15 protein-coding genes are annotated in these 18,617 nt (G+C 55.9%); 3 read left to right on the top strand and 12 right to left on the bottom strand.

Features of this window, described 5'->3' with window-relative positions; all coding sequences use genetic code 11:
* Window positions 1-3 precede the first annotated feature (3 nt).
* The 11 genes from FDK21_RS15280 to FDK21_RS15230 form a co-directional block, all read right to left on the bottom strand.
* Window positions 4-885, bottom strand: coding sequence for a carbohydrate ABC transporter permease (locus tag FDK21_RS15280; RefSeq protein WP_138149585.1), 882 nt, complete (start codon window positions 883-885; stop codon window positions 4-6).
* Window positions 885-1,955: a sugar ABC transporter permease gene (locus tag FDK21_RS15275; RefSeq protein WP_138149583.1), complete on the bottom strand. Its 1,071-nt coding sequence runs from the start codon at window positions 1,953-1,955 to the stop codon at window positions 885-887. Before FDK21_RS15275 ends, FDK21_RS15280 begins: the two co-directional genes overlap by 1 nt.
* A 62-nt stretch (window positions 1,956-2,017) precedes the next feature.
* On the bottom strand, window positions 2,018-3,277 hold the full coding sequence (locus FDK21_RS15270; protein WP_138149581.1) for a sugar ABC transporter substrate-binding protein: 1,260 nt from the start codon (window positions 3,275-3,277) through the stop codon (window positions 2,018-2,020).
* Between the two features lie 21 nt (window positions 3,278-3,298).
* Entirely contained in the window at window positions 3,299-4,354 is a 1,056-nt protein-coding gene (locus FDK21_RS15265) for a LacI family DNA-binding transcriptional regulator (RefSeq protein WP_138149579.1), read from the bottom strand.
* 169 nt (window positions 4,355-4,523) lie between these two features.
* Entirely contained in the window at window positions 4,524-5,906 is a 1,383-nt protein-coding gene (locus FDK21_RS15260; RefSeq protein ID WP_138149577.1) for an FGGY-family carbohydrate kinase, read from the bottom strand.
* 19 nt (window positions 5,907-5,925) lie between these two features.
* Window positions 5,926-6,240 carry an L-rhamnose mutarotase gene (gene rhaM, locus FDK21_RS15255; RefSeq protein ID WP_171022114.1) on the bottom strand — a complete coding sequence of 105 codons (315 nt, stop codon included), beginning with the start codon at window positions 6,238-6,240 and terminating at the stop codon, window positions 5,926-5,928.
* On the bottom strand, window positions 6,240-7,232 hold the full coding sequence (locus FDK21_RS15250; RefSeq protein ID WP_138149575.1) for an ABC transporter permease: 993 nt from the start codon (window positions 7,230-7,232) through the stop codon (window positions 6,240-6,242). Before FDK21_RS15250 ends, rhaM begins: the two co-directional genes overlap by 1 nt.
* Window positions 7,229-8,212 (bottom strand): ABC transporter permease, encoded by a 984-nt coding sequence (locus tag FDK21_RS15245; protein WP_114010946.1) that lies wholly within the window; start codon window positions 8,210-8,212, stop codon window positions 7,229-7,231. Before FDK21_RS15245 ends, FDK21_RS15250 begins: the two co-directional genes overlap by 4 nt.
* 3 nt (window positions 8,213-8,215) lie before the next feature.
* On the bottom strand, window positions 8,216-9,763 hold the full coding sequence (locus FDK21_RS15240) for a sugar ABC transporter ATP-binding protein (protein WP_138149849.1): 1,548 nt from the start codon (window positions 9,761-9,763) through the stop codon (window positions 8,216-8,218).
* A gap of 69 nt (window positions 9,764-9,832) precedes the next feature.
* Entirely contained in the window at window positions 9,833-10,825 is a 993-nt protein-coding gene (gene rhaS / locus FDK21_RS15235) for a rhamnose ABC transporter substrate-binding protein (protein WP_114010945.1), read from the bottom strand.
* 56 nt (window positions 10,826-10,881) lie between these two features.
* A complete protein-coding gene (locus FDK21_RS15230; protein ID WP_114010944.1) occupies window positions 10,882-11,688 on the bottom strand; it encodes a DeoR/GlpR family DNA-binding transcription regulator in 807 nt (268 codons plus the stop codon).
* Window positions 11,689-11,872: 184 nt separating this feature from the next.
* On the opposite strand from FDK21_RS15230, the gene FDK21_RS15225 reads away from it, so the two are divergent.
* The 3 genes from FDK21_RS15225 (at window position 11,873) to rhaD (ending at window position 16,195) form a co-directional block, all read left to right on the top strand.
* Window positions 11,873-13,975: a bifunctional rhamnulose-1-phosphate aldolase/short-chain dehydrogenase gene (locus FDK21_RS15225; RefSeq protein ID WP_138149573.1), complete on the top strand. Its 2,103-nt coding sequence runs from the start codon at window positions 11,873-11,875 to the stop codon at window positions 13,973-13,975.
* Between the two features lie 119 nt (window positions 13,976-14,094).
* Window positions 14,095-15,342 (top strand): L-rhamnose isomerase, encoded by a 1,248-nt coding sequence (locus FDK21_RS15220; protein ID WP_138149571.1) that lies wholly within the window; start codon window positions 14,095-14,097, stop codon window positions 15,340-15,342.
* A 10-nt stretch (window positions 15,343-15,352) separates the two neighbouring features.
* Entirely contained in the window at window positions 15,353-16,195 is an 843-nt protein-coding gene (gene rhaD, locus FDK21_RS15215) for a rhamnulose-1-phosphate aldolase (protein WP_157967753.1), read from the top strand.
* Window positions 16,196-16,340: 145 nt separating this feature from the next.
* Here the strand turns inward: rhaD and FDK21_RS15210 are convergent, their stop codons facing one another.
* Window positions 16,341-18,287, bottom strand: coding sequence for a methyl-accepting chemotaxis protein (locus tag FDK21_RS15210; protein ID WP_171022113.1), 1,947 nt, complete (start codon window positions 18,285-18,287; stop codon window positions 16,341-16,343).
* Window positions 18,288-18,617: the final 330 nt, after the last annotated feature.

The raw sequence follows: 18,617 nt of genomic DNA, 5'->3' as shown, positions 1-18,617 counted from the left end.
TAGCTATCCTTTTACGCCGGTTGACGCGATTGACGCGATAAAGGCTCTTTGCATGAGAAGGTAAAAGGCGAGGACGGGCACTGAAATCAGCGTCAGATAGGCCATCAGCTCGCCCCAAGCAACATCGAGCTGGAAGAAATAGCCAAGCCCCACCATGATCGGTCTGTGCGCTTCATCCTGCACCACGATCAAAGGCCAGAGATATTGCTCGTTATACATTTTGAGCGACTTGAGAATGGCTGCCGTTGCCAGAACAGGACCGGATAAGGGCATGACCACCCGGCGGTAGATCGATAGCCAGCTGGCACCTTCCACACGGGCCGCTTCAATCAGCTCGCGCGGCAGATCCTTGAAATACTGAACGAACAGGAAAATGGTCAGCGCATCAACAATCCACGGAATGATTTGAACCCGATATGTGTTGAGCCAGCCCCATTCCATGCCTTCGAAGCCCATCCACGGAAGCTTTGAAACGATCAGCAGAAGAGGAACCGCGATGGTTTCAAACGGAATGATCAGGGTGGCCAGTATGATGGTCAACAGCACATTGCGGCCGGTCCAGTTGAGGAAAACAAACGAGAAAGCGGCAACCGAACAGATCGCGATTGAACCAATGACCGTCACGATGGTGACGAACATCGAGTTCAACATGAACTGACCGATGGGGGCTCTTTGGAAGGCTGCGGCATAGTTATCAAGGCTGATGTCGCCAACCGGCAGAAAGGCCCTGAACGAGCTCGTGTCGGCAAGCAGTTGCCCATCAGGTTTGAAGGACGAAACCACCATGAACAGCAGGGGGAACAGGAACACCATCGCCACCAGTGCCAGAACGAGATAGCGAGACAGCAAGCGCAGACCGTGATTTTGCCCGGAGACCAAAGCCATTATCGTTTCTCCCTCGTAAGATAGCGCTGAATCAGCGAAATCGTCAGGACAATGAAGAACAGGATCACCGAGATCACCGAGCCTCCGGAAATATCCTGCTTGCCATAGCCGCGCTGAACTGCCTGGAATACCAGTGTCTGGGTGGAATCGAGCGGCCCGCCTTTGGTCATCACGTCAATCTGCGAGAAAAGGGCAAAGGCTTGCATGGTGATGACAATCAGCACCAGAATTGCCGTGTTTCTCAGGCCCGGCCATGTCACATAGCGGAAGGTTTGCCAGCGCGAAGACCCTTCAATGGCCGCTACTTCATACAATGTTGCCGGGATCGTCTGGAGGCCAGATAGCCAGATCACCATGTGAAAACCCATGGCCTGCCAGGCCGACATGACGATGATCGAACCGAGTGCCGTGTCCTTGTTGCCCAGCCAGTCAACGGGTTCGAAGGCTCCAAATGTCAGTGCTGAGACGATGTTGTTGAGCAGCCCGTCATCACCGTCATAGATGAAGCGCCACAACAAGGAGATGACCACAATCGATATGACCACCGGCATGAAATAGATGGTGCGAAAGGCATTGATGCCGCGCAGCTTCTGATTGATCAGCAGTGCCAGACCCAAGGCACCGCCCCCTTGCAACGGGGCAATGATCAAGACAAAGAGCATGGTGTTGACGAGGGCTTTCATGAAGACCACATCCTTGGCGACCACCACCTTCGCTTCGTCTCCCGACTGCCATCGGAACCATTCGCGCATGCCCTTATATTGCGGAAAGTCGGGGCTTCGTGTGATCGTTCGGACGCGTGGATAGGAGATTTCACCATCGCGATCGCGAATGATCTGATTGTTTTCATCGCGGTCTGGCTTGAGCGTAACGATGGCGACGCCCAGCAGATTTTCGTAATTCTGCAAGCCGACAAATTCAGTGGGGTTTGGCGAGATCAGGCGCTGATTGGTCAATGAAAACCAAAATGCAAAGAAAAACGGCAAGATGATAAACAGGAACAGCAGTGTGAAGGCCGGAAGCGCAAAGGCCCATCCTGCCCGGTTGGACCGAGTCAATTTCGATGCCATCCAATCCTCCCTTCGGATAAGCCGAAAGCCCGCACCGAAGTGCGGACTTTCCTTTGTGATTGCTAGTGCCCGTAACCGCTGTTCTTTTCGATGTCAGCGTTGATTTCGTCCACCGCAGCATCAAGCGTGTCGGCGACATCAGCCCCATTGGCGATGTCGGCCATGGCCTTGGTGAAGACCTTGGATTGCACGACATAACCCGGTGTGACCGGACGAATGAGGGCTTGGGCGCTGGACAGGCCATAGAACACGGCCAATGGACCGCCATCCTTGTAGTTCTTGGTCATTTGCGCGGCAGTGGCGGTCGATGGAATCAGCCCGATGCCATCGGAGAAGGCGGCCAGGTATTTATCCTGCAATGCAAACTCGATGAAGGCGGAGGCACCATCGGGATGTTTGGAGGTTGCCGCGACGCCGAACTGCCACGAACCGGCGCCGATCTTTGACCCCTTGCCGAAATCAGGGGCAGGCAGGAAGACCACATCATCGACTTCAGCCATCGTGGCCACGGCCCGCCAGTTGCCATTCCATTGGAAGGCGAAGCTGCCGTCTATGAAGCCATTTTGCTGGTCGGCCGGGCTTTCACTGGTGCCTGCCGCATAGCCCTTGGTGAACAAGCTCTGCCACCATTCGCCAAAGGCCAGTGCCTCGTCTCCGTTGAGAGTGCCTTCGGCTGTTTTGTAGGTGGAGCGATCAATGATGTCGCCGCCAAAGCTCTGCAGGAAGGGTGAAAAGGCGTATGGGTACCATTCCCCCTGATCATTCATGCCCAGATCGAGGGCATATTTGTATTTGCCGGACGCCTTGGCTTTCTCCAACGCATCCATGAACTCGTCTTTTGTCCATGGCTTGTCGAGCGTCGGTGTTCTCAGGCCGAGATCTTCAAGCGTCGATTTGCGTGCATAAAGGGCAACCGCCGCATCCCAAAGTCCGATGGAATAAAGCTTTCCATTCCAGATGCCCTTGGTGCCGGGCAGGAAGTTTGAAACTTTGGCTTCATCTATCTGCAGCGGCTGCATATATCCCGACCAGGCCCAATTGGGCATGACAGGACCGTCGACATCAATGATGTCCGGCAGGTTCTTGGCCAGTGCTGCTGCCACGACCGAGTCGTTGTAGCTGGTCTGCGGAAAGCTCTCCAGAACCACATTCCAGTCAGATTGACTTGCATTGAAGTCGCTGACGATCTGATTGATGATTTTGCTCTCTACCTCGTTCCCTGCGCCATGGTACCACAGAGACAGGTCGGTTTGCGCAAAGCTCGCACCGGACAGCAAGGTTGATGCGCATAGAACGGCAAGATATGTCTTGGTCAGTTTCATTGAAATTCCTCCCATAGAATTTTAGGTAAGTGTGGGATCCGGTTTGATGACCGAATCCCGCCAGAAAACGGGCCCTTGCAAGAGTCCGGGACTTTCTGGAACGTCCTCTTCTCCAGAAATCAATCTGAGCAAATGGTCGGCAGCCGTCTGGCCGAGTTTGAAATAGGGCAGTTCGACCGTTGTCAAAGGTGGGAAAAGCGTTTCGGCAATGACGCGATAATTGTCGTAGCCGGCAACCGAGATGTCGTCCGGAACGCGAATGTTGCGCGAGCGCAGAATGCCATAGAGGCGCAGGGCCATTTCATCATTGCCGCAGCAAATAACACTGGGTGGCTGGTCCAGAGAGACAAGGCGCTCAACGGCCTGCACCAATAGCTGGCTGTCCTTCTCCCGGCCTTCCTCATATCCCATCATCACCAAATCATCGTCATAGGGCAGACCTGCCTTGGCCAGGGCATCGCAATAGCCCTTTGTCCGCAATCCGGTCGCAACAAGGGTCTTGTCGAGGGTGAGATAGGCTATGCGGCGGTGTCCATTCTCAATAAGCTTTGTCACCAGCTCCCTCTGACCGGTCCGGTCATCGGGCAGAATGGCGGGATGGCCGACATCATCAAAGCAGTTGGCCAAAACAATCGGACAGGTGGCGGGGATGTCTGGCAGCTCGACCTTCTTGTGATGGTCGGCCACATAGATGAGACCTTCGACCCGATGTTGCAGAAAGGTTTTGATGAGGTGAGGCACCCGTCCGGCAACATTGTTGGTATCGGCTATCATCAGTGTTTTGCCGCTTTCAGCCATCATCTGCTGAATGCCCTGCACGATGAACAGGTCGGGGAGGCCTTCGGGCTCGGTCGGTTCAAGACCATGCGAGATCGCGCCGGTGATCAGTCCGATCAGACCGGATTTGTTCGAGCGCATCATTCGCGCTGCGTTGGATGGCACATATCCCAGCGCATTGATGGCTGCTTCAATCGCATCTCGCGTCTGTTGCCGCACCGGAGCGTCCCCATTCAGCACTCTGGATACTGTTTTAGGGGAAACGCCCGCTTTCTTGGCGACATCATAGATTGTAGCCATAGATCCTCCTCGACAAGACATCAATTATGTATGACATCGATGTCATGACATCGGTGTCATATCACTTCCTGTTTGTCGCTGTCAAGGTGGGTGGGTGTCTCGGTCTTGCTGTCTGGTCCGGATTGAGGGTTCTTTGAAGGGTTTGATCTGCCCGTTCGTGATGTGGTGTTTACGGACCGTCGTCCTGCCTTGCGACCAGATCCCACCAGAGGCGGGCATAGGCGCTGAGGTCTTGCCTTGGGTGATGGTATGTTGAGGCGGGTATGTCGGGATTGCCATCGACCGCCAGCATCGCAGCCCCGATTGATGTGCCCGTGCTGGCCTTGCAGGCGTGCACTTCGCTGCCGGTCGCGGTCGCAAGCATGTCGAGATACAGGCGGTTTTTGGTGAAGGGGCCTTCCGCGATAATTGTGCCACGGTGACCGATCATCTCAAGGCAATGCGCTGTGACCATTGCCAGATAAAGCGACAAGGCTGCGGCACGCACGCCGCTGTCGATCGCTGGCTCGCCGCCGACCCATTTGGCTGTCCTGCTCATGAAGGGGCCACTGTCATTCTGCAGAGCCGGGAGCAGGCAAATGCCTTTGTCCAGAACGGCGCGAATATCCTCGTTGGTCGGGGTGATTTTTTGCCCTTGCATGGCAATTTCATATTCTCGCCCGCCCATGAACCGGGCCGAGGGAACGGGAGCACCATAGGCATTGACGTTGATCAGAGTATCCTTTGCCGCATCAAGGTCCTTCTGCTCGCCGCCAACCGCCATGGCAATCACCCACGTGCCGGTGGAGACCACCGAGAAGGGGGGCGTGCTATCCATCAGATGGGGAAGCAGGGAGGCGTTCGAATCGTGAATGCCGACAAAAACCGGGGTCGAGGCGGACAGGCCCGTTGCCTTGGCAATGGCGGGCAGAACCGTCCCAAGACAGTCCGTCGCAGGACGGGGTGGGGCCATCTTCTCGCGGATGCCCAGAGTCTCGGGAAGGCTGGAATAGTGGCGTTTGTACGGGTCCCACAAATCCGTATGACAGCCAAGGGAGCTGACGTCGCTGGCAATTTGCCCCGTCAGGCGATAGCCCCAATATTGCGGATAGGTGAGAATGGTCGCTGTTCGCGCCTTCAGATCCGGTTGTGTGGCAAAGATCCAGTGCAGTTGCGCACCCAGATTAAGCCCCATACCGAGCCGTGGCGATCCGGTCTCGGAGAAGGCAGGACGAAGGGCATCATATTCCTCGCGCAGACTGTCCGGTCCGTGATGCTCATAGTCGAGCATGGGAGCGCCCAGATCCCCATTTTGATCGAGCAAGACTGCAGATGCACCATGGGTTGTTGTCGATATGGCGTCAATTCCATGGTCTGCATGGAACGCCTTCAATGCGTAAAGAATGAAGGCCCAATGGCCCTCCAGATCGAAGTGTGGCCATGGCGGCCCCTCCAGCACCCTGTTGGCACGGGTGACGACGGCTGTTTCCTCAAAATGCTCAGTATCAACCAGAGCCACTTTGGCGTTGGTCTTGCCGATGTCGATGACGGCAATGTGACGGGGTTTGATCATGGTCTTGTTACATGTCGCTTCAAGGCAGATGAAAAACGGTCTTGAGGGGTTTTGCCACCGGCTCATTGTCCGGATGGGTTTCCATCAGGTCGGCCATATAGACCCACCATTTCTGCATCACCTCTTCTTGGGGCAGGGTATCCATTCCGTGATCATCCTCGCGCCAGAGCACGCCGAACAGGATGTTGGTCTCCGGGTCCAGATGGATGGAATAGTCCGATATGCCTGCCTGCTTGAGCAACTGGACAAGCTCGGGCCAGATGGCGTCGTGCCGCGTCTCATACTCGGCTTCCATGCCGGGCAGGAGCTTCATCTTGAAGGCGAACTTCTCCATCAGCTTTTTCTCCTCATCTTGGCCCATAGGCGTGGCAGGGCGATCACCGAAATGAGCAGCAGCCCGATGACGATCGACATAACGATGCCCGGAACATTGAGCAGGCCGAGCCCGAAGGTGACAAGGCCCATGACGAAGGCAGCAATGACAACGCCGGGAATGGAACCGGAGCCTCCCAGAATGTTGACCCCGCCGAGCACCACCATGGTTACCACTTCCAGCTCCCAGCCAAGGGCGATGGAGGGTCTGGTCGAGCCAAGGCGCGACGTGAGGCAGATGGCAGCCACCCCGGACATCAGTCCGGTCAGCAGGAACAGCGAGAATTTGACCCGGTTGACCCGAATGCCGGAAAAGAGAGCGCCGGTGGCATTGTTGCCGATGGCAAAGACCGCGCGGCCGAAGTTGGTCTTGTGCAAGAGGATGCCATAAAGAATGGCCAGCATGGCGAACAGCACCAGCTCGAAGCTGAAGACCCAATAAAAATAGCCCTGCCCGAAATAGGCAAAGCTCGCCGGATAGCCGCGATAGGCCTGATCACCCAACACGATATAGGCAATGCCGCGGAACAGGCTCATGGTGCCGATCGTGACTACGATCGATGGCAGTCCCAGTCCGGTGACTAGAAAGCCGTTGAAGGCCCCGGCTGCAAGGCCAACGGCAAGTCCGACGATGATCAGTGTCGGGGTGTCGGCCCCAATCTGAACCGCGGCCCCCATGGCAGTGGATGCCAAAGCGATGATCGAGGCAACAGAGAGATCGATCTCTCCGGATATGATCAGCAGCGCCATGGCAAAGGCAATCATCGCCTTTTCGGTAAAGTTGAAGGTGGCATCGGACAGGTTCCACGCATCCAGGAAGTAGGGGGACGCGAAGGAATTGGCGATAAAGATGGCGATGGCCACAAGCAACAGGAGCATTTCCCAGCTCTTGAGCCTTCGCTGGAGAGGAGACTGCAGACGGTCTGGAATGGAGTGATTGGATGCGATGCTCATGCCGTTTGCTCCGCACTTTTGAGAATGACCCGGCCTTTGGTGCGATTGGCGCGCGCATTGAAGACCACGGCGATGATGATGGCCGCACCGGAGATAGCCAACTGCCAGAAGGGGGAGATGTTGATCACGGGAAGCGCATTCTTGACGATGCCAAGGAACAGTGCGCCAAGCAGGGTGCCAGCAACCGTTCCAAGACCGCCAGCAATGGACACCCCGCCGATGACACAGGCAGCGACCACCTCCAGCTCGAACCCTCCGGCAAGATCCACATAGGCGACCGCATAGCGGGACACCCACAAATAGCCTGCAAGACCGGACAATGCGCCCGAGATGGTATAGGCCCAGAATTGCGTGTAGCCGACATTGATTCCGGCATAGACTGCTGCATGGGGATTGCCGCCCACGGCATAGAAAGCGCGGCCCAATGTGGTGCGGGTCATGATGAAATAAAACAGGATCACCGCGAGGATGCCGAACCAGCTGAGCATCGGCAATCCCAACAATTCCATGCGGGGAAAGGCCTTGAAGGCAGGGCTCATTTCATGGGCATTGACCCACTTGCCATCGGACAAGAGGAAGATGATGCCGCGATAGATGGTCATGGTGCCAAGCGTCACCACGATGGGCGGGATCTGCACCTTCCAGACCAGCAGGCCGTTGAACATGCCCATGATGGTGCCAAGGGTGATGGCAACTAGCAGGATCACCGCGACAGGCACGCCGGGAGCCGCCACATTGACGAGGGCGACGACCATGCCAGTGAGGGCAAGATTGGCGGCGACGGACAGGTCAATGCATTTGGTGAGGATGACAATCATCTGCCCCAACGCCAACAGAATGAGCGGCGAGGTGTCATTGAAAACGCCCACAAGATTGGATGGCGTAATGAAAGCAGGAAAGCGAGTCGAGATCAGCGCCAGCAGAACCAGAATGGCTCCCAGCAACAGCGCTTCTCGCGAAGTGGCAAGTCGTTTCAGCATGGCTTAGTGATCCTTGATCCCTGCTGCATGACGCACGAGCGTTTCAGGATTCATGTCGTCACCGCTGACTTCTGCAACGATACGGCCTTCACGCATGATGATGACACGATCCGACATGCCCAGAACTTCCGGGATTTCGGAGCTGATCATGATGACCGCCAGTCCCTGAGCCGCCAGCTCGGCGGTGAATTCGTGCACGGCGGCTTTCGATCCAATGTCGATGCCCTTGGTCGGTTCGTCCAGAATGATGACTTTGGGCTGGGTTGCCAGCCATTTTGCGATCACCACCTTCTGTTGATTGCCGCCCGACAGGTTGCCGACATTGGTGTCGAGCGAGGCCGCCCGCAAATCGAGACGCTCGCAATAATCGCGTGCCAGCTTGAACTCTTCGGCCAGCTGCAAAAAGCTGCCGCGCGAGGTCCGGCCGAGCGAGGGCAGAGTGACATTCTGGAAGATCGGCAGGGCAGTGATTGCTCCCTGCTTGCCACGGTCTTCGGGCACATAGACGATGCCGTGCTTGATGGCGGCGGCGGGGGAGCGAATGACCGCGACGTCGCCGTCAATGCGGATTGCCCCCTTGGACGGGCGAGTGATGCCGAACAGGGATTGCATGAATTCCGATCGGCCTGCGCCGACAAGGCCATAGAAACCTAGAATTTCCCCCTGATGCAACTCGAAACGGATGTCGGCAAACTCGGTCGGATGCTCGTAGCCGACCACCTTGAGGACTTCGTCACCGATTTTGCTGGTTCGTTCTGGGAAGATATGGGCAATCTCGCGCCCGACCATCAGCTTGACGAGATCGTCATTGGTCACATCGGTCATCGCGCCGGCACCAACGAACTGACCATCGCGAAAGACGGTATAATTGTCGGCGATGCGAAAGATTTCGTCGAATTTGTGCGAGATAAAGAGGATCGCCTTGCCCTGTTTCTTGAGCTGCTCGACGAGTTCGTAAAGCTCCTGAATTTCCTTGTGGCTGAGGGCCGCGGTTGGTTCATCCATGATCACCACGCGGGCATCGATAGACAAAGCGCGGGCGATGGCGACCAGATGCTTGTTGGCGATGCCCAGATCCTTCAGCTTGGTTGAGGGGTCGAGGTCTGCGCCGATTTCCGCAAGGATCGCGCTGGAACGCCGATTGATCTCGGACCAGTCGATCAGGCCGAACCGGCCTCTGGGGGCATGGCCAAGAAAGATATTCTCGGCAACGGACAGCTCGTCAAACAGAACGGTTTCCTGATGAATGGCGGTGATGCCTGCATCGGCAGCGTCCTGTGCCGTGGGAAAGTGCCGGGCTTGGCCATCGACCGTGATGGTGCCTTCGTCAGGCTGATAGATGCCCGTCAGGATTTTGACGACCGTCGATTTGCCTGCTCCATTCTCTCCCACCAGAGCGGTGACCTTGCCGGGATAGAGGGAGAGCGCAATGTCCGAGAGCGCTTTCACGCCCGGAAAACTCTTGGTGATGCCCTCGAGCGTGAGAAGCGGCGCGGCGTCCTGCGACGCGTCGACCGAGACCCCGGAGGCGCTGTCAGTCTGTGTCTGCATATACATGGCGAGTTTTCAGAGGGTTGGGGTGTCCCGGCGGAGTGAAAGCCGCCGGGACAAGCGGACATGTCAGAAGATCGACTTGAAGGCGTCGATGTTGGAGCTGTCATAGACAAACGGGTCGGACATTGCGCCCGCACGGTCGTCATCCAGCGTCAGGGTTCCCATGCGGCCCATCGGGATTTTTGCACCGGGTTCTGCGGTTGCGTCACCATTGGCGAGGGCATGAGCGATCATGGTTGCCGAATAGCCCAGATCGATGGGGTTCCAGATCGCAAAGGACTTGGAGGCTCCGGACTCGATGGCACCGGCCATCTCGGACGGCAGACCAAGGCCGGTGACGTTGACTTTGCCAACCTTGCCTGCATCGACAACCGCCTGCGCAGCAGCAACGATGCCGATGGAGGTCGGGGCGATGATCGCATCCAGATCAGGATAGGTCTGCATCAGGCCCTGTGCTTCGCGGTAGGATTTATCCGCCAGATCATCCCCATAGACGGTTGCGACAACCTTGATGCCGGGATAGTTGCCCATCACCTTGTTCATTTCCTCGATCCAGATATTCTGGTTCGTGGCGGTCGCGGTTGCCGAGAGAACAGCCACTTCACCGCCGTCCGGCAGATGATCGGCTGCGAGTTTGATGATCATGTTGCCGATGAGGGCGTTGGACGAGGGGTTGAGATGCACCTGACGGCCTTCCGGAGCCACGCCGGAATCCCATGAAATGACGGTGATACCCCGGTTCATGGCTTTCTTGAGTGCCGGGACAAGGGCTTCGGCGTCATTGGCGGAGATGGCGATGGCGTCGACGCGCTGGGCAATCAGCGAGTTGATGACTTCGATCTGCCCTTCAGCGGTGGTGTCGGTTGGCCCAGTATAGATGATTTCTACATCGCCCAGCTCTTTTGCGGCTTCCTCTGCGCCGCGGGCTGCGGCTTCGAAGAATCCGTTGCCCAGAGCCTTGACCACCAGAGCGATGCGCTTTGGTGCGGCCTGAGCGGGGGCTGCGATGCAGACTGCGGCAATGACCGCAGCTGACAGAATTGCCTTAATGAATTTCATGATTTCCTCCCTAATGAATGCCGGCCCTCCCAGGTCCGGCGCGTCAAACCATCAGGCTACCCTCCTTCGGTCGCCCTTTCTTTCGCAGTTCCTGATTGCGCAACAATCAGGGTAATATCAGCCTGTTCGAGCATGTTCGCCGCCGCATCCGGAATCCGATCATCGGTGATGACCGTCGAGATCCGGTCCAGCGGACACAGGATCAGACTGGATCTTGCCTGAAATTTTGAAGAATCCACCAGAACGATCAGTTCGTCCGCCTGACCAATCAGTTTCTGTTCGGCCTGAATCAGCAGCGGGTCGGTCTCCATCAGACCAAGCGGTCCGAGGCCCTTGGCCCCCATGAACATCCGCTTGGCATAGAAGTTCCGTGTCACGTCATTATCGAACGGGCTGAGAATGATATTCTGCTCGCGATAGATCGCGCCGCCGGACAGCATAATGGTGTTTTTCGAGTGTTTGAGCAGGTGCTCGGCAATGGGGAAAGAGTTGGTGAAGACCTGCAGTCGCATGGAGGCGAGCGGATGAACCATCTGGAAGGTGGTGGTGCCTCCATTGATGATGATCGGGTCTCCATCTTCACACAATTCGACGGCCTTTTGTGCGATCGCTCTCTTTTGATGGATATTGATTGTTTCATTGACGGAAAAGGGGCGACCTGCCAGCCCGACAAATTCTGGTGGATGGATCGATTCCGCTCCACCCCGCACACGGCGCAGCTTCTTCTGCAAATGAAGCGTCGCAATGTCCCGGCGAATGGTCGCTTCCGATGCTTCGGTTAACGTCACCATTTCCTGAACTGTTACGACCGGTCGCTCCTGTACGGCTGACAGGATGACTCGATGGCGCTCTTTTTCGTGCATTTTTCTCTCCCTGATTGTCAACTTTCCACCTAAAACAATCATTGTCAATCAAAAATATTGGAAAATGGGCTTCATCTGATCATCTTCGAGTGTATATGATCGTTTTTGATTGACAATGATTCTTGCGCAAAGCAAAGTCGATGCGAAAAAGCATCTGGCTGAATGGCCGTCAAGGGAGGATGACATGCCTAACAACAATGATGATCTGCGGCTGACGCTCCAATGGGAGGAGGCGGCTGCATCCGGGATGACCCAATCCGAGCTTTTGCTTTACCGCTCCAACCTTCTCGGCTCGGACAAACGCATTACCAATTATGGTGGCGGCAACACATCGGCCAAAGTGATCGAAACCGATCCACTGACCGGCGAAGCGGTGGAAATTCTCTGGGTCAAGGGATCGGGAGGGGATGTCGGCACCATCAAGATGGATGGTTTCGCCACGCTCTATATGGAGAAACTCCATGCCCTCAAGGGGCTGTATCGCGGCCCCGAGTTTGAAGATGAAATGGTCGGCTACCTGCCGCATTGCACCTTCAATCTCAATCCCCGCGCCGCCTCGATTGATACCCCCCTTCATGCCTATGTACCCAAAAAGCATGTCGACCATATGCATCCTGATGCGGTGATTGCCATTGCGGCCACGGCTGACAGTCGCGAGATCACCCGCAAGATCTACGGCGATGAGATCGGCTGGCTGCCATGGAAACGTCCCGGCTATGAGCTGGGGCTGTGGTTGGAAAAATTTTGCCTTGAAAATCCCGATGCCAAAGGGGTGGTGCTGGAAAGTCACGGCCTGTTCACCTGGGCCGATGATGCCAAGACCTGTTATGAGACCACCGTCGAGATGATCAACCGTGCCATCGACTGGTTTGCAAAGGAAACCGCCGCCACACCGGCCTTTGGGGGAGCCCGGCATCAGCCCCTGTCTGCCAATGAGCGCAAGGTGGTGGCGGGGCGCCTGATGCCTGCCATTCGTGGCATGGTCAGTGGCAAGCAGCCAATGGTAGGGCATTTCGATGATGGTGAGGCCGTGCTGGACTTCGTCTGTGCCAACCAGATGCCGCAACTTGCGGCATTGGGTACGAGCTGTCCCGATCATTTTCTCAGAACCAAGATCAAGCCGTTGATCGTGGATATTGATCCTGCCGCTCCTGATCTGGAGGCCGCTCTTGCAGGACTTGAGAGCTCCGTATCCGCTTATCGCGAGGACTATGCTGCCTATTACGAGCGCTGCAAGCATGATGACAGTCCTGCGCTGCGGGACCCCAATGCCGTGGTCTATCTTGTCCCCGGTGTTGGCATGATCACCTTTGCCAAGGACAAGGCAACTGCCCGGATTTCCGGTGAGTTCTATGTCAATGCCATCAATGTCATGCGTGGCGCGTCCAGTGTCTCGACCTATTGTGGTCTGCCCGAGCAGGAAGCCTTCGATATTGAATATTGGTTGCTTGAGGAGGCCAAACTCCAGCGCATGCCAAAGCCCAAGAGCCTTGCGGGCAAGATCGCTCTTGTGACCGGCGGGGCTGGCGGCATTGGCAGCGCAACGGCCGAGCGATATCTCCAGGAAGGGGCCTGTGTCATTCTGGCCGATATCGATGAGGGGGCTGTGCGGGCAACCGCCGAGCAGCTGGCCTTGCGCTATTCGCCCGATGTCGTGCGCTCTGTGGTGATGGATGTGACCAGCGAGGCTGCGGTCGAGGCGGCCTATGGGCAGGTTGCCCTTCACTATGGTGGCCTTGATATTCTGGTGTCCAATGCAGGCATCGCCTCTTCGGCTCCGATCGAGGATACCACGCTCGACTTGTGGAACCGGAATATGTCGATCTTGTCGACTGGTTATTTCCTCGTTTCGCGGGCTGCCTTCAGACTGATGAAGGCGCAGACGATTGGCGGCTCCATTGTGTTCATTGCTTCGAAGAATGGTCTTGCTGCATCCCCGAATGCCTCGGCCTACTGCACCGCCAAGGCATCCGAGATCCATCTCGCCCGCTGTCTGGCGTTGGAAGGGGCGCCTGACGGGATCCGGGTGAATGTGGTCAATCCGGATGCGGTGCTGCGCGGCAGTCGGATCTGGGAAGGGGAGTGGCTGGAGCAACGCGCCTCGACATATGGCACTGACAAAGATGGGTTGGAAGACATGTATCGTCAGCGCTCGATGCTGAAGCGTTCGGTTCTGCCTGAGGATATCGCCGAGGCAGCCTATTTCTTCGCATCCGAGATTTCGGCCAAGTCGACGGGGAACATCATCAATGTCGACGCTGGCAACAAGGAGGCCTTCACACGCTGAGCCCAAAGCTGGCGCAGCCAATGGCGTGTCTGGGGCAGGCGGTCCTCTGACACACCTATCAGGATCAGATACATCACTTTAAGATCGCGGGGCGCAAGACGCGTCACGAAGGAGGAAATATGACAACCGGTTCCTATGAGGCAGCAAAATCCCAGTTTGCCGACTGGGGCGTCGATACCGAAGCAGCCCTCGCTCAGCTGGCCACCATTCCAATCTCTGTCCATTGCTGGCAGGGGGATGATGTGGTCGGGTTTGAAAAGCAGACCGGGACGTCCGGTGGGGGTATTCAGGCGACGGGCAATCATCCCGGTCGCGCCCGCACGCCGGACGAGTTGCGGGCCGATCTGGACTTTGCCTATGCGCATATTCCCGGCACCCACCGCCTTAATCTTCATGCCTGCTATATGGACACTGAAGAGACACCGGATCGTGACGAGATCGAGTATCACCATTTTACGTCCTGGGTCGACTGGGCCAAGGATCTGGGGATCGGGCTTGATTTCAATCCCACCTTCTTTGCGCATGCCAAGGCGGATGACAATCTGACCCTCTCACATCCGGATCAGGGCATTCGTGACTTCTGGATCGAGCATGGGCGCCGGACACGCGAAATCGCGGCCCGCATGGGCGAGGAACTCGGCTCGGCAGCGGTCAACAATATCTGGGTGCCTGATGGCTACAAGGATATTCCGGTGGATCGCCTCAAGGAGCGGCAGCGTCTGGAGGCATCGCTCGACGCGATTCTGGCCACGCCGTTTGACAAGTCCCAAATGCTGGATGCGGTCGAATCCAAACTGTTTGGCATTGGAGTCGAGGCCTGCACAATCGGCAGCCATGAATTCTATTTGGGCTATGCAATCCGCAAGGGGACCGTGCTGTGCCTTGATATGGGGCATTTCCATCCAACGGAGAATGTGGCGGACAAGCTGTCCTCCGTCTCCCTGTCCGTCGACGAGATCCTGCTGCATGTCTCGCGTCCGATGCGCTGGGACAGCGATCATGTCATTCTGCTCAATGACGATATTCTCGCCATGGCGCAGGAGCTTGTTTTTGGTGATCTGTTGGGGCGCACCCATATCGGGCTCGACTGGTTCGATGCAACCATTTCTCGGACTGCGGCCTGGGTCATCGGAACGCGCAACATGCAAAAGGCACTGTGCCGGGCGCTTCTGATGCCGCAACAGCCTCTTAAGGCTGCCGAAGAAGCGCTTGACTTTACGACGCGGCTGCTTTTGACCGAGGAGCTGAAGGATCTGCCATTTTCTGCGGTTTGGGCTGAATTCTGTCGCCGGATGGATGTGCCCGTCGGGGCGGCTCTGATTTCGGATCTGAATGCCTATCAAGCCAGTGTCGCATCGCGCGGATAAGGAGCGTTTCGTGAATACATTCACCCACACCATTTCCTTCGTGAAGGAAGCTGCCCGACTGCTGCATCTCTGCTGGGAATATGGCTGGAATGAAGCCAATGGCGGTAATCTGTCCTGGCGGCTGCCGACAGGTGAAATCGAGCAAATTCTTGCACGTCATTATCCTGAACTCAAGCCCGGGGAGCCTGTCGCCGCGCCGATCAACGAACCCGAGCTTGACGGAGAATATTTTCTGGTCACCGGGTCGGGCCAGTTTTTCCGGCATGCGCTGGATCGCCCCAATCAGGTTTTGGGCATTGTCCAGATTGTTGAGGGCGGGACCGCCTACCGTCATGTCTGGGGCTTTTCATCCGGGGCCAAACCGACGTCGGAATTTGCAACCCATCTCGTGGCTCATGCGGTGCGCAAGAAAAAATCCGGGGACAGAGAGCGGATCATTCTGCATTCCCATTTGCCTGAGTTCATTGCGTTGTCCTTTCTTGAGCCGCTGGACAGCCGCGCCTTGTCGCTTGCCTTGTGGACCAAGATGCCGGAATGCGTCGTGATCTTTCCTGACGGGGTCCGTGTGGTGCCGTTTCTTGTGCCCGGTACGGTGGCCATCGCCGAAGCCTCCACTGCAGAGCTTGAGAAAAGCCGGGTGATCTCATGGAGCCATCACGGCATCTTTGTCTCGGAGGAAAATCCCGACAAGGTGTTTGCTCTGGTGGAAACCATTGAGAAGGCGGCCTCCATTCACCGCAAGGTTCTGGCCGCTGGCGGCCCGAAGCAGCAGCTGAGCGTTCAGGATCTTAAAGACCTGTCGGCACAATTCGCGTCGATTATGGTTTGTCAGCCAGATCTTCTGGATGGCTGACCGATCCGGGCACCCGAGCAATTGTACGTCAAATGCCTATGCCGCCAAGACAGCCCTGATGCTGATGGCGGCATAGAGCCGGATTTACCCTTCAGTGCCTCCCTCGAATTGCTGGAGACTTGGGTGCAGGGCATGATTTAAATCGTTATGCCGCGCGAACCTGTTCGATGAACTTGTCTACTTCTGCCCTTAGCATTTCCGATTGCTCAGCCAACTCTTCTGAGGATGCGAGAACCTGACTGGATGCCCCGCCGGCCTCTTGCGACGCCTTGTTCACCTCGAAGATATTCTGGTTGACGAGTTCGGTGCCTTTGGCGGCCTGATGAATGTTGCCCGAGACCTCGTTGATGGCGACATTCTGCTCTTCCATGGCGGCTGCGATGGCAGCCGAGATCTCATTGAGATGCTGAATGACATGGCTGACTTCATCCATGGAAGCCGATGATTGTCTGGTCGCATTCTGCACTTCGGAAATCTGGGTTGAAATTTCTTCGGTGGCCTTGGCGGTTTGACCTGCCAGAGCCTTCACTTCTCCCGCCACGACGGCAAATCCTTTGCCTGCCTCGCCTGCTCTTGCGGATTCGATCGTTGCGTTGAGTGCAAGAAGGTTGGTTTGTTCCGCAATGGTTGAAATCATCTCAACCACCTTGCCGATGTTTGATGCCGTCTCGGACAGAACAGCCATTTGCTGACTGGTGCTGCCAACCTTGGCGACGGCTTCGGATGCCGACTTGGATGCTGTCGCGACTTGTTGGGCAATTTCCGCGATGGTGCTGGTCATCTCCTCGGTGGCTGTGGCGATGGTCTGGACGCTGCTGGTGGTCTGTTGCGAGGCGGTTGCTGCCTGTGTCGCCTGCTCTAGGGTCAGCTCGCTCATGTCGGTCATGGACTTGGCACTGGCATTGAGTTCCACAGAATTGGACGAGACGGCCTGAACGATGGATCCGACTTGTTGTTCGAACTCGTCTGCCAGTTGCATCATGAGTTTGTGTTTGTCTTCTTCGGCCTTGCGTTTCATCTCCTGTTGCTCGGCTTCAAGCTGTTTGGCCTTGATGATATTCTGCTTGAAGACGTCGACCGTCGCAGCCATCATGCCAATCTCATCCTGTCTGCCGTATCCCGGAATGTCCCCCTCGATATCGTCGTTGGCCAGACGTTTCATCGAGGATGTCAGATCATTGACGGGTTTGGTGATGCCACGGGCGATGACGATTGCAAAGAGGCCACCAACCGCAACAGCAATGGCGGCGATGATCATCAATTGATATTCCGCGCTGGTCAGGCTGGCATAGACCTGTTCACGTATGCGCTTCTCGTCGCGGTCTGCGGAGGTGGATGTCGCCAGAGCAGAAGAGAAGATTGTATCTGTGCTTTTGTCCAGTTTGCCGGTCAGAATGGCATTGCGGTTCAAGATCACCGCGGTCAGTTCCTTTGCTGCCGCCTCATATTCTCCTGCCAGAACCGATGTGTCTTGCTGAAGTTTGCGTCTTTGAGGATCGTTGAGTGATTGCCGTAACTCTTGAAGAGACTGATTGAAATTGGTCAGTTCCGTTTGCACCCGCTTTGCCGCTTCCTTGCTGTTATCGTCAAGAAACTTCATGACGAAGAGGCGTGCCAGAAGAAGATGTTCTTGCGCATCGCCAGCAAAACTTGCAGACTCGAAATCGCCAGCCTTGAAGGCTCCTTCGCGGATAGATGTCAAATTCTCACGCATTTTCAGTCCCTTGGGGCCAAGCGTGTTGTAAACGAGATCATTCCGCTGGTTGATCAAACCCGACACTTCTGCAAAGCCGGATTTGTAGCTATCCAGAGATGCGGCAATCTCTTTCAGATGAGCAACCCGTTCGGGATTTTTGATCGCACTCTGCGCCTTGTCCATCAGCGACTGGACCGTTTTCATCTGTTGATTGAAGGACGCTTTTTCCGCGTCTCCCGAGGTGGAGAAATAGTTCTTCTGAGCCAGTTGTGCCTTGATGACCTCGGTGTTCAGGTTGTCAACCAGATTGGCATCCGTTGCCATCTCGCTATAGGCATCAAACTGACTTGCCTGATCGCGAAAGGCAAAGATGCCCAGCAATGATATTGTGATCATCAAGAAGATTTGAACCAAAAAACCACCATAGATTCTCTGCCCGATCATAAAGCGAGACGGGAAATTGGGTTGCGCAACCATTCCTTGACTAGATGGGCTTGGTGTGTGGTTTTGCATGTTTTGGGTTCGTATGACTATTTCTTTCGAAGGTGTGGGGATGTCAGTCTGAATCAGCACTTTGAAAGAAATATTTTTGAATAGTATGGTTAACAGATCCTAAATGCATAGTATTGGACAAATATTTCTATTTAATTTTTATTTTTGTTACGGCGTTTGAAAAAATAATTATATTTCGAATGTCGAAGCAATACTTTGTTTTGAGCGACTGTG

Origin of the sequence: Cohaesibacter sp. CAU 1516, from assembly GCF_005771485.1 — a bacterium.
Lineage (GTDB): Bacteria > Pseudomonadota > Alphaproteobacteria > Rhizobiales > Cohaesibacteraceae > Cohaesibacter > Cohaesibacter intestini.
Note: the sequence above shows the minus strand (reverse complement) of the source record. Positions and strands in the feature narration are given on the sequence as shown.

Bases quoted from the DNA above. Each gene is read 5' to 3' on its own strand.
- FDK21_RS15280 (WP_138149585.1), bottom strand. From the start codon at position 885: ATGGCTTTGGTCTCCGGGCAAAATCACGGTCTGCGCTTGCTGTCTCGC.
- FDK21_RS15275 (WP_138149583.1), bottom strand. From the start codon at position 1,955: ATGGCATCGAAATTGACTCGGTCCAACCGGGCAGGATGGGCCTTTGCG.
- FDK21_RS15270 (WP_138149581.1), bottom strand. From the start codon at position 3,277: ATGAAACTGACCAAGACATATCTTGCCGTTCTATGCGCATCAACCTTG.
- FDK21_RS15265 (WP_138149579.1), bottom strand. From the start codon at position 4,354: ATGGCTACAATCTATGATGTCGCCAAGAAAGCGGGCGTTTCCCCTAAA.
- FDK21_RS15260 (WP_138149577.1), bottom strand. From the start codon at position 5,906: ATGATCAAACCCCGTCACATTGCCGTCATCGACATCGGCAAGACCAAC.
- rhaM (WP_171022114.1), bottom strand. From the start codon at position 6,240: ATGGAGAAGTTCGCCTTCAAGATGAAGCTCCTGCCCGGCATGGAAGCC.
- FDK21_RS15250 (WP_138149575.1), bottom strand. From the start codon at position 7,232: ATGAGCATCGCATCCAATCACTCCATTCCAGACCGTCTGCAGTCTCCT.
- FDK21_RS15245 (WP_114010946.1), bottom strand. From the start codon at position 8,212: ATGCTGAAACGACTTGCCACTTCGCGAGAAGCGCTGTTGCTGGGAGCC.
- FDK21_RS15240 (WP_138149849.1), bottom strand. From the start codon at position 9,763: ATGCAGACACAGACTGACAGCGCCTCCGGGGTCTCGGTCGACGCGTCG.
- rhaS (WP_114010945.1), bottom strand. From the start codon at position 10,825: ATGAAATTCATTAAGGCAATTCTGTCAGCTGCGGTCATTGCCGCAGTC.
- FDK21_RS15230 (WP_114010944.1), bottom strand. From the start codon at position 11,688: ATGCACGAAAAAGAGCGCCATCGAGTCATCCTGTCAGCCGTACAGGAG.
- FDK21_RS15225 (WP_138149573.1), top strand. From the start codon at position 11,873: ATGCCTAACAACAATGATGATCTGCGGCTGACGCTCCAATGGGAGGAG.
- FDK21_RS15220 (WP_138149571.1), top strand. From the start codon at position 14,095: ATGACAACCGGTTCCTATGAGGCAGCAAAATCCCAGTTTGCCGACTGG.
- FDK21_RS15210 (WP_171022113.1), bottom strand. From the start codon at position 18,287: ATGATCACAATATCATTGCTGGGCATCTTTGCCTTTCGCGATCAGGCA.